The organism is Chloroflexota bacterium, assembly GCA_026710945.1.
Taxonomy (GTDB): Bacteria; Chloroflexota; UBA11872; order VXOZ01; family VXOZ01; genus VXOZ01.
This window is the reverse complement of sequence record JAPOQA010000027.1, coordinates 1-14,378: the sequence shown is the minus strand read 5'-3', so window position 1 is coordinate 14,378 and position 14,378 is coordinate 1. Positions and strand designations below refer to the sequence as shown.

At 59.4% G+C, this 14,378-nt stretch carries 13 protein-coding genes; 9 read left to right on the top strand and 4 right to left on the bottom strand.

The window, feature by feature from the left end; all coding sequences use genetic code 11:
• The first annotated feature begins 2 nt into the window (after positions 1-2).
• The 6 genes from OXE05_04980 to panC all read left to right on the top strand — a co-directional run bounded on the left by OXE05_04980 (position 3) and on the right by panC (position 5,586).
• Entirely contained in the window at positions 3-746 is a 744-nt protein-coding gene (locus OXE05_04980) for a 3-oxoacyl-ACP reductase FabG (GenBank protein ID MCY4436671.1), read from the top strand.
• A 562-nt stretch (positions 747-1,308) separates the two neighbouring features.
• Positions 1,309-1,791, top strand: a complete 483-nt coding sequence (locus tag OXE05_04975) for a GNAT family N-acetyltransferase (GenBank protein ID MCY4436670.1) — start codon at positions 1,309-1,311, stop codon at positions 1,789-1,791.
• Between the two features lie 347 nt (positions 1,792-2,138).
• Complete coding sequence (locus tag OXE05_04970; GenBank protein ID MCY4436669.1) at positions 2,139-2,669, top strand: hypothetical protein; 531 nt, start codon at positions 2,139-2,141, stop codon at positions 2,667-2,669.
• 98 nt (positions 2,670-2,767) lie between these two features.
• Positions 2,768-3,643: a DUF2520 domain-containing protein gene (locus tag OXE05_04965; protein ID MCY4436668.1), complete on the top strand. Its 876-nt coding sequence runs from the start codon at positions 2,768-2,770 to the stop codon at positions 3,641-3,643.
• Positions 3,640-4,512 (top strand): 3-methyl-2-oxobutanoate hydroxymethyltransferase, encoded by an 873-nt coding sequence (panB, locus tag OXE05_04960; protein MCY4436667.1) that lies wholly within the window; start codon positions 3,640-3,642, stop codon positions 4,510-4,512. Before OXE05_04965 ends, panB begins: the two co-directional genes overlap by 4 nt.
• A gap of 231 nt (positions 4,513-4,743) precedes the next feature.
• Positions 4,744-5,586, top strand: a complete 843-nt coding sequence (gene panC / locus OXE05_04955) for a pantoate--beta-alanine ligase (protein MCY4436666.1) — start codon at positions 4,744-4,746, stop codon at positions 5,584-5,586.
• 24 nt (positions 5,587-5,610) lie between these two features.
• On the opposite strand, the gene OXE05_04950 is transcribed toward panC, so the two are convergent.
• Positions 5,611-6,807: an ATP-binding protein gene (locus OXE05_04950; protein MCY4436665.1), complete on the bottom strand. Its 1,197-nt coding sequence runs from the start codon at positions 6,805-6,807 to the stop codon at positions 5,611-5,613.
• A 316-nt stretch (positions 6,808-7,123) separates the two neighbouring features.
• Here OXE05_04950 and OXE05_04945 point away from each other — a divergent pair, with 316 nt between their 5' ends.
• A complete protein-coding gene (locus tag OXE05_04945; GenBank protein ID MCY4436664.1) occupies positions 7,124-8,119 on the top strand; it encodes a TerC family protein in 996 nt (331 codons plus the stop codon).
• Between the two features lie 433 nt (positions 8,120-8,552).
• Here the strand turns inward: OXE05_04945 and leuD are convergent, their stop codons facing one another.
• From leuD to leuC, 3 genes are all read right to left on the bottom strand, one after another.
• Positions 8,553-9,161, bottom strand: a complete 609-nt coding sequence (gene leuD / locus OXE05_04940) for a 3-isopropylmalate dehydratase small subunit (GenBank protein ID MCY4436663.1) — start codon at positions 9,159-9,161, stop codon at positions 8,553-8,555.
• Between the two features lie 50 nt (positions 9,162-9,211).
• Complete coding sequence (locus OXE05_04935; GenBank protein ID MCY4436662.1) at positions 9,212-9,340, bottom strand: hypothetical protein; 129 nt, start codon at positions 9,338-9,340, stop codon at positions 9,212-9,214.
• 82 nt (positions 9,341-9,422) lie between these two features.
• Positions 9,423-10,823: a 3-isopropylmalate dehydratase large subunit gene (leuC, locus tag OXE05_04930; GenBank protein ID MCY4436661.1), complete on the bottom strand. Its 1,401-nt coding sequence runs from the start codon at positions 10,821-10,823 to the stop codon at positions 9,423-9,425.
• An 832-nt stretch (positions 10,824-11,655) separates the two neighbouring features.
• On the opposite strand from leuC, the gene OXE05_04925 reads away from it, so the two are divergent.
• The gene (locus OXE05_04925; GenBank protein MCY4436660.1) at positions 11,656-13,431 is read left to right on the top strand and encodes an Ig-like domain-containing protein; all 1,776 of its coding nucleotides are present in this window, start codon (positions 11,656-11,658) and stop codon (positions 13,429-13,431) included.
• A complete protein-coding gene (locus OXE05_04920) occupies positions 13,428-14,231 on the top strand; it encodes a hypothetical protein (protein MCY4436659.1) in 804 nt (267 codons plus the stop codon). Before OXE05_04925 ends, OXE05_04920 begins: the two co-directional genes overlap by 4 nt.
• Positions 14,232-14,378: the final 147 nt, after the last annotated feature.

The following is a 14,378-nucleotide window of genomic DNA, read 5'->3' as shown; positions in this document are numbered from 1 at the left end:
CTATGCAATTAGAGGGAAAAAGCGCTATTGTTACCGGCGGCGCAACCGGCATCGGCCGTGCCGTCTGCCTATCGCTCGCGCGCGAAGGGGCGAGTGTCGTAGTAAATTACTCGAGGTCGGAGAAAGAGGCCGAACAGACTGCCCGCGACGCTACCGCGGCAGGCGGCCGGAGCGTAACCTTCAAGGCCGACGTGGCCGACGAAGACAAGGTCAAAGAGATGGTGGCGTTCGCCAATGATTCTTTTGGAAGCGTGGACGCACTCGTGAACAACGCCGGGTATACGCAGTTCATCAAACATACTGAACTCGACAAGCTGACGGACGAACTCTGGGACCGCATCTTTGCCGTCAACGTGAAAGGCGCGTTCTACGGCATTCGCGCGGTCGCGCCCATCATGAAGGCGCAGGGCAGCGGCCGCATTGTCAACATCTCCTCAGTAGCCGGCATTACCGGTGGCGGCAGTTCCGTGCCGTATGCCGCATCCAAAGCCGCAATGATTGCTCTTACCAAGTCGATGGCCGCCGCCCTCGGCCCGGAGATTCTTGTGAATAGCGTAGCGCCCGGTCTTATCTATACGCGCTGGACGGAAGGTCACCCCGAACGCAATGAGGAGATTCGCCAGTCCACCATTACGCAGCGCCTGGGCACGCCGGAGGACATCGCCAGCGCAACGCACTACCTCATCTGCAACGCCGAGTGGGTAACCGGCCAAACACTCGTCATCGACGGCGGCCGAGGCGTCTGACAGGGAGGTCTGCGCTTCCCTTGATGGGTGTCGCGCACAATGATTCGCAGTCCCACACTCTTGGCTGTGATTCGATGAAGATGCGAATTCACGGAGATGCGCGCCGTAAAGAAACTACCATGACGAGAGTCGGGGAGAGAGGTCTAACCTCGCAGACAGCTAAGCCGTTTTGCCCTGTGGTTCCTTGTCAGGGTGCACCTCCAGTCTGTATCGTTGCCGTAGCATGGTATGGCCACCTTGCAGAGACTGTATGAATGAAGGCAGGCCGAGCAGATAGATTCCCGTTTTCACGGGAATGACGGATTGTGGCAATGCGGACTTGAGGGTTGACGCGTTCTTCAGTAGCGCGGGGGCTTGTCCCCCGCCTGGCGGGTTGGTACGCACGGCACTTCAAATGCACTTTTCCTCTCGCTATGTTATAAGTCAATTGCGACGCCAGAAAGAGAGACAATCGGACAACTCTCCCGACCGCTGCTCCAACTCATGAAAATCAAGATTCCGTTGCAAGACAAGTACATCTGGACGGTGAATAATGCCAGTTGACGAGAAATTCCTAGATGAAATGAGCATACGAACGTATCGTCCGGAAGACGAAGCGCGCGTAAAGGAACTCACCATCGCCGCCTTTTCCGGCGTGAGCATCGAGCACAACATCGAGAAGTCCTGGCCCGGCCTCTTGCCGCTCCCATGGGGCGAACGCAAATGGCCCATGGTAGCCGTGGATCTCACTGGTCACCCCGAAGACTGCTTTGTGGCCGAACACGACGGTGAAGTGATAGCCTTTGCCACGACGCGCATCAATCGCAGAAACAGCGCCGGGCAGATTCCTGATATGGCAGTAGACGAGCAGTTTCGCGGCAAGGGGATCGGCCGTAAAATGCTGGAGCACTGCATCCAGTACTTCCGTGCCCAGAAGCTCACGCTCGCTCGGATCGAGACCCTGGACCAGAATCCCATCGGACGTCATCTCTACCCTGACCTGGGCTTCGAGGAAGTCGCACGGCAGATCTTCTACGCCATGCCCTTGGAGCCGAAGGACGAGTAAGGCCGGTCTCAGCGAGTCCGTCAATGGCGTATGCAGCGAGCGGTGTCGCACGCGGGGGCTTGTCCCCAATGTTGTCGCATTAGCTCTTAGCGCATGCCGTTCGTCCTCCTATCTTGAGAATGGGGGATGGAATGGGAGCAGGCGCGGCAGATCCGTTCGCCCCAGTATCGTGCGATACGCTGTTTCGAGCACGGGGCAGACTCTACGCCGGAGTGACGGAGCATCCGGCAGTCGCTTCTAGCCCGCGCTGTCCCTCCGCTTCACACTTGCGCGAGCCGCACTTTGGTATGCTTAAAGGGTAGGTGTCGCCACATTCCGATTCTCCCTCTTAGGAGCAGAACCACAGCATGGCAAATGCGAAAACATCTTTGGCAGCCCGGCTCGGAAGCTGGATCAGAGTAATCACACTAGCGCTCGCCTTGATCGGCGTTGCCGCAGGCGTAGCGGCCCTGGCGCTCGGCATTCTCCTTTGGCGCGACCGTCCCACGATTCAGACCGCTGCCGATCAGTCGCAAAGCGCAGCGCAAATCACCAGCGCGATGGATACCCGCGTCTCGGACGTTGAGCAACACGCGGAGACTCTGAGTCAAGAAGTGAATGTGCTGCAATTCCAGAATCACTTGTTGCGGGCGTCGGTACGCATCAGCCGCGCGCGCGTGCATCTGCGGGAGCGCCAGAGCGGGCTCGCAGTGCGCGAACTGGCCGAAGTGGAGCGATCGCTCAACGCCGCTGCCAAATTGGGCTCTCTCGGTCAGATTGAGCAGATCGAGGAAGTCAAGACCCTCCTGGCTGATCTCAAGAACATCGTGGAAACGGGCACCTTTCCCATACAAACGCTGGAAGTCATCGGCGACCGCATCGATGCCATGATCCGGTGACCGCCGGGAGCAGTCCTCCACGTACCAGGTATGAATTCGGCGATGGCGTTAGACTTTCCCCATTTGATGCAGCGCATCGCTTCCCAAGGTTGACAGCGATGAACATTGGCGTGATCGGGCCCGGACGCGTAGGTACAGGGCTAGCACGACTTCTTGCCGAACGAGGCTACGCCGTTCGCGCCGTAGCCGGCAAGACCCCTGTTCATGCCGAACTGCTCGCCGCTGCCCTGCCGGCATGTGAGTCGACCACCGCACAAGGTGTTGCGGACTCCTGTGAATTAGTTTTCATCACCACCCCTGACGACGCCATTGGCGAAGTTGCCTGCGCCGCAGACTGGCGGGAGGGACAAGGCGTGGTCCATTGCAGCGGCGCGTTACCGGCTTCCGCTCTCGGCGCAGTCGCACGCAACGGCGCCATGCCCGGCGCGTTCCATCCCCTGCAGACGCTCCCGGACGCCCAAGCGGCCTTCACAAACCTGCCCGGCTCATACGTGGCTATTGAGGCGGAAGAGCCGCTTCTCGGGCGGCTGGCGGCCATAGCTGCCGACCTTGCGTGCACGTGGGGCTACGTGCCTCCTGATGCGCGGCCCGCCTATCACGCCGCTGCGGTGCTGGTTTCAAATTACTCGGTAGCCCTGACTCATGCCGGTGTCGCGCTTTGGCAGGCGATGGGTAAGCCCGAGGCGGAAGCCCTCCAGGCTTTGACGCCGTTGCTGCAAGGCACCGTGCATAACCTCCGCCGCCTCGGCCCTGCGGAGGCGCTCACAGGCCCCGTGGCACGTGGGGATTGGGCGACTGTAGAGAAGAACCTTGAAGCCATAGCCGCCACTGCACCGCAACATTCGTTCACCTACGCTGCAATGGCACTCGCGATGATATACAATAATCTCGCATCAACCGCTGGCAAAGATGCTGTCGCACGAGAGTTACAGTCACATCTCAGCGCGATGCTCAAGAACCGAGGAACACCATGAGTACCCAGCGTGTTACCACCGCCGACCTTAGACAGATGAAGGCGGAAGGGCGCAAAATCGTGATGCTGACGGCATACGACGCCCCGATGGCGCACTTTGTCGAAGCTGCCGGTGTGCCCGCAATTCTTGTGGGTGACAGTTTGGGCAACACGGTGTTGGGCTATGAGAATACTCTGCCGGTTACCGTGGACGATATTCTGCGCCACACCCAGGCCGTGGTGCGCGGTACGCGCCGCGCCATTGTGATCGCCGATATGCCCTTCCTGTCCTACCAGGTGTCCAACGAGCGAGCGTTGCTCAATGCCGGGCAATTGATCCAGGAGGGCGGCGCACAGGGCGTAAAGCTGGAAGGCGGCAAGCAAACCGTCACCGTAACGGCGCATTTGGTAGATGCCGGCATTCCGGTGATGGGACACCTGGGTCTTACGCCGCAGTCTGTCCATCAGCTCGGCGGCTATCGGGCGCAAGGGCGCACGCTGGCTGAGGCGGAGGAACTCCAGAGCGATGCACTTGCCCTTGAACGCGCGGGCGCCTTTGCTCTTGTTCTCGAGAGCATTCCAGCGACGCTAGCGCAGAAGATTACGGAGTCTATTTCCATCCCCACGATCGGCATCGGCGCGGGCGTCCACTGCGACGGTCAAATACAGGTCTTGCACGACCTCCTCGGGCTGAATCCACACGCCGTGCACCCGCGGCATGCCAAGGCATACGCGAAATTGGGAGACGAAATGCGCGCAGCGGTGAGCCGCTACGTGCAAGACGTTGAAAGCGGGACGTTTCCCACGCGTGAACACAGTTTTATGCTGCCCACTGAAGTCGCGCGAGCCTTACGCAAAGAGACACTGGTAACAGCCTCTGACGAAGACTAATGGGGTGTCCCCTCTGCGCGCAAGAGTAGAAACCCGTTCACCCCCGTATCGTGTCGATACGCTGTATCGAGTACGGGGCAGGCTCTGAGCCTGTCGAAGGGCGAGTTACGCGCTCCGCGCACGAAATCGTTGAGTCCCGTTCGCCCTGAGCCTGTCGAAGGGCGAGTTACGCACTCTGCGCACGAGACCAAAGGCGCTCCCAGCCGCCCCAAAACCACGAAGCACGCTCACATGCAGATTCTGCGCACGATCCCAGCAGTACGCGCCGCCCGCCAGGAAGCGCTAGGCAGCGTCGGACTTGTACCTACCATGGGGTATTTGCACGCCGGCCACATGGCGTTGGTGCACGCCGCCCGGACCCAAAACGACCACTGCTGGGCGACGCTATTCGTAAACTCTCTGCAATTTGGCTCGAATGAGGACTTTGCTACCTACCCCCGCGACCTGTCGCGCGACCTTGCCATGTTCGAATCATGGGGCGTAGACGTCGTATTCGCGCCGGAAGCGGGGACGATGTACGCGGGCGACTTCAGTTCATTCGTTGAGGTCGAAAACCTCACTGATCGCTTGGAGGGGACAGCGCGGCCCGGCCACTTCCGGGGCGTCACCACGGTTGTCTGCAAGCTGCTCAACATCACGCAGCCCCACCGCGCTTACTTGGGCCGCAAAGACGCCCAACAACTCCGCGTCATCCGCCGCATGGTGCGCGATCTCGACATCCCCACCACCATCGTACCGGTGGAAACCGTGCGAGAACCGGACGGCCTCGCCCTCTCAAGCCGTCACGTCTACCTCAAACCGGACGAGCGCCACGCTGCGAGAGTTCTGTATCAGGCGCTCCAAGCAGCGCAGCAGCGGTACGCCGCCGGTGAGCGCAACGCTGACACCTTGCGCGCCGCCATGCAAGCCGTGCTGGCACAAGAGCCTCTTATAAACGCGGACTACGTCAGCATCGCCGACGACGAAGATCTGGAAGAACTGACCACCATCGAGCGCTCGGCGCTCGCCTCACTCGCCGTCCGCATCGGCGCCACGCGGCTCATCGACGCCATGGAGCTAGGCAGCGACACATAGTGTAGTCGGCGTCAATCCCAAGTTCTATTCCACAGTGCCGCCAGACGCTTGCGCGACTTCTAAGCGTTCAAGAACACCACCGAAGTCACCCAATGGAATAACCTCCCCATTGGTGCGCGATTGGCGATCCGTGCCGCCGAATACGACAAACTTAGCAGTAACGTCCGGCATCCGCTTGGCAACGCGATTGAGCGAATCGAAATAGTCTGAAGCGACGGTAGCACCGGACTTTATCTCAATGGCTCCGATGCCCTGCCCGGTCTCGTAGAAAAGGTCACATTCCAGACCCTGGACGTTGCGGAAAAACGATAGATTGGATTGCCGGCCGCGATTGAACCGGTGCTTGAGGGCTTCCAAGACGACTGCATTCTCGAAGAGAGGTCCACGCAAGGGGTGCGTCGCAATCTGCTTAGAGTTTTCGATGCCAATGAGATAGCTCGCCAGCCCAACGTCGTAGAAATAGAGCTTCGGTGACTTGATTAGTCGTTTCTGCGCGTTGGAGTGAAACGGCTGCAACTGGAATACAATGTAACTAGCTTCCAACACCGTGAGCCATTCGCGTGCGGTCGTGTGGGAGACCCCCGCGTCAGCCCCCAGTGATGAGAGATTGACCAATTGTCCCACACGTCCGGCGCACAGGCGCACAAATCGTCGAAAACTGGATAGGTTGCGAATCTCACCTATTTGCCGCACGTCACGCTCAACATAGGTCTCGAAATAGTCGCCAAGGGCCTGATGCGGGTCCAGTCCCTGGTCGTGAATGCGCGGATAGAACCCCGATAAGAGGATGTCATCCACCTCGTTGCTTGCCCCTGTCTGTTGTCGCTCGGCCAAAGAGAACGGCAAGAGCCGCAGCAATGCCGTCCGTCCTGCCAACGACTGGTTTATGGCATCTGAGAGCCGGAATTGCTCGCTGCCAGTCAGCACAAAGAGGCTGTTGCGCCTCTTCTCATCTGCGATTACTTGCAGGTACGACAGGAGACTTGGCACGCGCTGAATCTCGTCGAGTATCGCGCCGCCGTCAAGCCGCGCGAGAAATGCTCTCGGATCTGACTCTGCAAACTCACGTTGGTCGGGCGCTTCGAGATTAACGTATGCCAAGTTAGGGAATACAGTGCGGCACAGCGTCGTCTTCCCAGATTGACGCGGGCCGGTCACAGTCACAAAAGGGTATTGCTTGAACAAGCTAATAAGGCGGGGAGTGATTTCACGTCTGACCATGGACAGAGCATACTTCAGTATTGTGTCACATTGCAAGTACTACCTTCAATTATACACTCTTCCCCACTGACGGTCTTGTCCCAACCTCTAAAGCAGTCTTTCAGGTGCCCCCAACAAGCAAGGCTGCTTGCGAATGCACCCGTCCTGCCTGAAAGTGACGCTTACATAGTCGTTGCGCTACTATAGGAGACGTACTCCTCCGCGTCACTTCTCTCCCGAAGATGGGAGACTGGCACCGTACCTCCGGTGCCTTAATTGTGTCGTGCACGCGGAGAATAGACCTTAGCTCTTTCCTACTCTTTCGAAGGAAGCAATGATGCTCGGAACGTTCAACTCACCGCTACTCTGGATCGGCTTTACCGCTGTTGTTGTCACCCTCCTCATCCTTGACCTCGTGGTGTTTCATCGCGGCGCGCATGTCATCAAACCGCGTGAGGCCGCGACCTGGGTTGCCATTTGGGTCAGCCTTGCTTTGGCCTTTGCCGTTGGCATGTTCATCTTTGCCGGGCCCGAGCGCGGCACTGAGTTTATCACCGGTTATCTCATCGAGTGGACCCTGAGTGTCGATAACCTCTTCGTCTTCTTGATCATTTTCACGTACTTTGCGGTACCCAATGAGTATCGCTACAACGTGCTCTTTTGGGGAATTCTCGCCGCCATCATCCTGCGCGGCGCGTTCATCCTGGTCGGCGCCGCCCTCTTGGCTACCTTCCATTGGATGATCTTCGTCTTTGGCGGCTTCCTCATCTATACCGGTATTCGCATTTTGATCAAGGGCGACGAAGACACCGATCCCGAGCGCAACTTCGCTGTCCGCATCTTTCGCAAGATTCTCCCGAGCACCGAAAACTACCACGGCGGCAGCTACATCGTAAAGATCGACGGCCGCTGGCTGGCAACGCCCCTGCTGCTCGTGTTGCTCGTTGTGAACGTTACCGACGTGGTCTTTGCCCTGGATTCCGTGCCCGCAATCTTCGCCATCACGCGCGAACCCTTCATCGTCTATTCGGCGAACATCTTTGCCATTCTCGGCCTGCGCGCGCTGTATTTCCTCCTCGCCAACCTGATGGACCGGTTCCACTATCTCGGTGTGGGTCTTGGTCTCGTGCTCGTTTTCGTGGGCATCAAGATGGTCGTAGGGGACTTTCACGGCGTACCCAAGGGCGACCATTTCTTTACACCCGTGCTAGAAGGAATCGAAGTGGTAGCATCCGCATTCCATGGGCAGCCGGTCTACTCACTGGCGGTGGTTGGTGTGCTCTTGGGGGGTTCTGTAGTCGCGTCCCTGCTACGCCCGCGCGAGAGTGAGTGATCCTGCCGCCGAGCGGGGGACAAGCCCCCGCGCTACATTGCGCCCAAGAGATGCACTAGCGGCTTCCCAGCTCTGCTGAGCAACACTGGGCATGACAGTGAGAGCCGGAGAACCCCTTACTTCGACTCATTGAGCTGGCTGTGCACATTTACAACGCTCAGTTTCCGCTGTTGAGGTTGGTGTGTCCTCCCTGTAGGTGTTGACTACTTCGTTGGCAGATTTGGTAGAAGAAACATCGCAGCAGAGCTCTCTGCTTGCCTGCATGTCATTCCGAACGGAGCGCAGCGGAGTGAGGAATCTAGAATCCTCATCAGAGACACAGAATCAGCCGCTCAGAAAGAGCATTAACCGTCGTCGGTCACATGTGAATCGAAAGGACGCACCGGGAATCCGGTGCGTCCTTCACTATTGCCAAACTAGCTGATATTCCCGCTTAGGATGCCCCCAGCCATGCCGGCCGCTGTTCCTCAAACGCGCTAATGGCGTCTTCCCGCTGCAGCGTAAGCCCTACCGCGTCCAGACCGTTGAGCAGGCGGTGTTGAACGGTAGCATCAATCGGGAACGATGCCGCAAAGCCATGGTCGTCTTGTACTGTGGTGTTTGCCAAATCCACCGTCATCCGGTAGCCATCTAGGGTCTGGGCCCGTTCTGTGAGCGTGGCTACGTCTTTCGGTGGCAGGACCACCGTGAGCATGCCGTTCTCCACGGCGTTGTTGGCAAAGATATCGGCAAAACTCGGGGCAATGATCGTTAGAAATCCAAATTCTTTCAGTGCCCATGCCGCATGTTCCCGCGATGAGCCGCAGCCAAAGTTCCTGCCGGTCACGAGAATGCTCGCGCCCTCGTAACGCGCGTCATTCAATTCAAAATCCGGGTTCAGCGTCGTGCCGTCCTCGAAGTAGCGCCAGTCGAAGAAGGCAAACGGACCGTATCCCGTGCGCTCGATGCGCTTGAGAAACTGCTTCGGAATTATCTGGTCGGTATCGACACTGGCCCGGTCGAGAGCGGCTACTTTGCCAGTGAGTCTAACAAATGGTTCCATCGTTCTTTCCCTATAAAATGGAGTTTACCCGCATCAAGGGTGGGCGGTTACTAGCGCGCGATTATGACCAACATGACCGCGACAATTGTTACCTGCAAGACGGCAGATGCAATTAGCATCGCGCCCCAGCGTAGCGTCAGGCGTCGTTCAAATTCGCGCAGGTCGGCTTTGACCATCATGCTCGTTCCCTGACATCACTCTTGCTCGCAGACTAATCGACTATTCGCGTGCCAATTCAAGTGCTGTTTGGTTTCCCGTTGCCTACCACTCCCGAACGTCTACAAAACGCCCCGCTATCGCGGCGGCGGCGGCCATTTGCGGACTGACGAGATGGGTGCGACCGCCCTTGCCCTGGCGGCCCTCGAAGTTGCGGTTGGAGGTGGAAGCGCAACGCTCGCCGGGGGCCAAAATGTCCGGGTTCATGCCCAGGCACATGGAGCAGCCGGCCTCGCGCCATTCGAATCCGGCAGCTTGAAAGACCTCGTTTAGACCTTCTGATTCCGCTTTCTGCTTGAGCATCGTCGAGCCCGGCACCACCATCGCTCTCACGTTGGGATGCACCCGCTTGCCGCGCACGATGCCGGCCGCCGCGCGCAGGTCTTCCAACCGAGCGTTGGTGCACGATCCCAGAAAGACGCGATCAACGGCGATATCCTGAATAGCCGTGCCGCCCTCCAGCCCCATGTACGTCAGCGCCCGCTCGGCAGTGGCCTGCTCGTCCGGCGTTGCCATCTCGCCGGGACTGGGCACAGAGCCGGTTACGGGAACCACCTGGCCTGGATTCGTGCCCCAGGTAACGTGGGGCACGAGGGTGGCGGCATCAATCTCAATGACGCTATCGTAGGTGGCGTCGGCATCGGTGGACAGCGTCCGCCAATGTGCGAGCGCCTCTTCCCAGTCTTTGCCTTGCGGCGCATGCTTGCGCCCCTTGAGATAGGCAAACGTCTTCTCGTCAGGCGCGATCATGCCCGCACGCGCGCCGCCCTCGATGGACATGTTGCAAATCGTCATGCGGCCTTCCATGGACAGCGAGCGAATTACCTCACCGGTGTACTCAATGACGTGGCCCACGCCCCCGTCCACCCCAATGCGCCCGATGATGCCGAGAATCACGTCCTTGGCCGTCACGCCCTGCGGCAGCGTCCCATCCACCCGCACTTCCATGGTCTTGGGCTTCTTTTGTATCAGGCATTGGGTGGCCAACACGTGCTCCACCTCAGACGTGCCGATACCAAGGGCAAACGCGCCAAACGCGCCGTGCGTAGAGGTGTGGCTGTCGCCGCAGACGATTAACTTGCCGGGCTGCGTGTAGCCCAATTCCGGCCCAATGATGTGCACGATGCCTTGGTTCGGGCTGCGGTACCCGTAGAACGTCAGGCCAAACTCCGTTGCATTCTGCTCCATAGTCTCGATTTGACGACGGGAAATGTCGTCTTCAATATGCTGCCCCCGGTCTGTCGTGGGCACGTTGTGGTCGACCGTTGCCACCGTCAGAGCGGGCCGCCGCACGGTGCGGCCGCCCAGCCGCAGCCCCTCAAATGCCTGCGCCGACGTAACTTCATGCACGAGGTGCAAATCAACGTAAAGCAGCGCCGGCCCGTCAGGCTCCTCATGCACCACATGACTTTCCCAAACCTTTTCGAATAGCGTCTTTCCAGCCATACCAGTCTCTCACTATTTCTGCGGCGAACCCATTTCGTGGGGAAGTGCGCCCAATGTCAGCACGCTTCCTGCATTCATCATTGTACTCTAGTCAGCCGCCGGTGTGGATTGCCACCGCCCAGCGTGCCGCGTGAAGCAGGTGTTCTTAAACGAGCCGCTTGTGCATCAATCTGACTGTGCAATCGGTAGGTCTAGCCGCGAAACTAGTGCGGCATTGCGTTTCTTGTCATTCTCCGTACGTGTTGAGTACTTCGTCTACAGAATTCGCCTTCCACTTTGAAGAGTTCACGGAGCACGTTTTCTTGATCACAGCGTCGCACAAGGTTTGCAGAGGATTGGATCAATGTCGAATATTGTCCACTAGGCTCAGTCCTCTAAATTCAGTGAAGAAGGCTCGACCTTCCATAACGCCTCGATCGGAAAGACTTGTGTGCTTGTCATGTTTAGTACTGCGTTGAGTGTCCTTTGTATTCAAGTCTGTCGACGGATTAGCTGACCTCTACAATTCCGCGCAGGCAGCGGCCCCGTGTTTTACACGGGGAGGAATTTCTTCCAACATCCCACTCCAAATTCCTCATTGCTTCCACCTTAGCGTGACACATTGCAAAACCACCATAAGTCTTGGTTCGCATGTTGTTACTTATGCCCCTGTACTCTAGCCCAATCCTGTAAGTATATTCTGACTATTGCATATGTCTAATATATCTAGTATATTAGGGCTTCGACATAATGGACATTTTGCGAACAACTACTAGCCATCTAGGTAAAGTGCACTGTTAATGGCTGTGGGTAGCAAAGTGGGATGCGTCAGGCGTGAAGCGGGTGGCAGCGCATGAGGCAAGACTCATTGCGCTGGCGCCTTCTCTATGGCGCGCGACGCTTCGGCTTGGTGGGTGCCGGTAAAGTGCCCATAAGGAAAGCAGCCTTGGTACTTGCGTTGCTGCTCAGCAACGCGATTCCATTTCAAAGTGCGCAAGCCGCAGCTGCGCCGGTGACCATCACCGGACCGGCGGAGGTCACCGGCGCAGCCTTCGAGGTGACTGTCATCTTCTCGGAAGGCGTCACCGGATTCGCCCAGAGCGATGTCACGGTGGGGAACGGCAGCGCCACCGGCTTCACGGCGGACAGCGCCACGGTGTACCGCGTGACCATCGCGCCGACAGCCGGCTACAACGGCAGCGTGACGGTGGACGTGCCCGCCGGAGTGGCGCAGAGCATCAGCGACAACGCAAATAACCTCACCGCCACCCAGTTCTCCACCACGGCAACCTTCGCCTCCGCCTGCACCACCGGCAGCGCGGTGTCCGACCCCACGAACAACGCTGGGCTGGTCGCCGATTGTGCGGCACTGCTGGCCGGGGAAGATACCTTGAAGGGGACCGCCACCCTGAACTGGGACGCGAACACGAGCATCTTCAGTTGGGACGGCATTTCGGTCGGTAGCACGCCGCAACGTGTCCTTAACCTTGCCCTAATCAACAAGGCTCTCAACGGCGCCATTCCCGCACAGTTGGGCAACCTATCCGCTCTGACTTGGCTCCTCATGCCCGACAACAGGCTGAGCGGCAGCATCCCTGCCGAGTTGGGCAAGCTCACCAATGTGCAGTATCTGTGGCTCCACTGCAATCAGTTTACGGGTACTATACCGTACTCCCTCGGCGCGCTCACGGCCCTGAGTGGCGCGGATTTTCGGGGCAACCAACTCACGGGCGGCATTCCGGCCAGCATGGCCGGGCTGCCGGTCAAGCTCAATGAAGGGATTGCCTGCGCCGGCGCTCAGCCCGGCGGAACCACGACTGATAATTCACGGAGCAACCGGCCACCGCGTTTGACCGTCACGCTGACGTGCCCGCCCGGCCCGCTGACCGAGGGAGACACCCTCCGCTGTACCCTGACATTGAAGAACGCGGGAGGACAGACTCTGACCAACATCACCTGGCGGTTGCCGACGCTGGCGATAGGTCCCCAGATGCTTCCCACCGGCTGGCCGTGGGAACGTCCCGGCGAGCTCGAGCCTGGCCGGTCGATCCGCATGAAACTCGCCTATGGACCGCTCAGCCCCCGCCGCGACGCGGCGGGACTCGCGCTATCCCAGGTCCTTGGTGACGGCACTACCACCCAGCCGACGCGCATGGCGGTACCCTGGCCGGCGTCGCTGCCCCTCACGGTCATCGCCGACAGCCAAGAGACCGTCGCGGCGACCGTTACTCACGTAGTGGACGTGCGGGCGTTGGCGCCAGGAATGCTCTTGACCCTCGGCGAACCAGAGACGGAGACCGCAGACGAGGCCAGCGTTGAGGACGAAGTTGGCGTCAGAGACGAAGTCAGCGTCAAAGCGACGGCGGGACCGCCGTCTACAGCGCTGCTGCGCGTCGAATTGAGAAGGAGCCAGGATCCCGCAAGCGATGGGCAAATGTCCCATTACACGCTCGTTATCACGAATGCCAGCCGGTATCGGTGGCTGACCGGCTTGCACTGGCGGATTCCCTCGTTGCGCATTCGTCGCCAAGTAGGCGACCTCGGTTGGCTCCCCCCAGCAAGTCCGCTGTTGTGCAGATACCCTCCCAGTCGGCAAAGTCTCGCCGGGAACCGACAATACCCTCTGTGATCGTGGCCAGCGAGCAGACCGGCGCGGTGGCCTTGAACCACTTGGCAGACGCGCGGGCCCCGGGAGCCGAAACCTCCGTGGGTGGACACGAGCCGACGGCGGCTCAGGACCAAAGCAACGTCATGGGCGAAGACAGCATTGAAGGCGAAGTCCTCGCTTCAGCAATGTCGGGGCGGGGCTCGCCGCTGCAGGTCGAACTGAGAGGCAGCGAAGAGCCGGTAGCCGCCGGGCAGGACGCCCACTACACGCTCATCGTCACGAACACCAGCCGGTACTGGCTGCTGACCAATCTGCACTGGCAGTCACCTTCACTGGGGATTGGTCGCCAGGCTGTCGACGACGGCACGCTCAGCCCCGGCGAGACCGTGGTTCTGCGGCTTGTCTACGGTCCGGCGCAAATCCGTTGGCAGCCGGCAGCAGTGGCAGCCGGGAGGGTCTTTGGCATACGCAACGAGACCGTCCGGCTCGAGCCTCTCACCCTTCAGTGGCCGGAGCCGCTTCCGCTCATGATCACCGTGAGCGGCAAACTGAAGATTAATCAGGACGAATACCGCCGCGTGACCACCCATGCCAGCTACGTGTCGGCACTGCATGCGCCGCCGCTGATGCTGCAATCCGTGCCGGGCCCCGCCGGACAACCGGCGTCGGTAGCCTTCGCAGCCGCCCGAGATGTGCGCGTTGTGCCGGCTGCTCTGCCGCTGGACCTCACTTTCCAGGACGCCCTTAGCCCGTATCCGCCGCTTAAACCCATGTACCGCTTGCTGGCCGGCTTCTTAGGGTGTGTCGTCAAAGTAAGGTAGTGGTGGTAAGCTGAGGTAGTAACCAATGTAGCAGGATGGGAGCTATGTCAGCAACAGCCGCAGCGCCGGCGCACCGCCGCCACGATATTTCCGACCGGGCGTGGGAGGTATTGGCGCCTCTTTTGCCCGGCGGCCAGGGCAAGACCG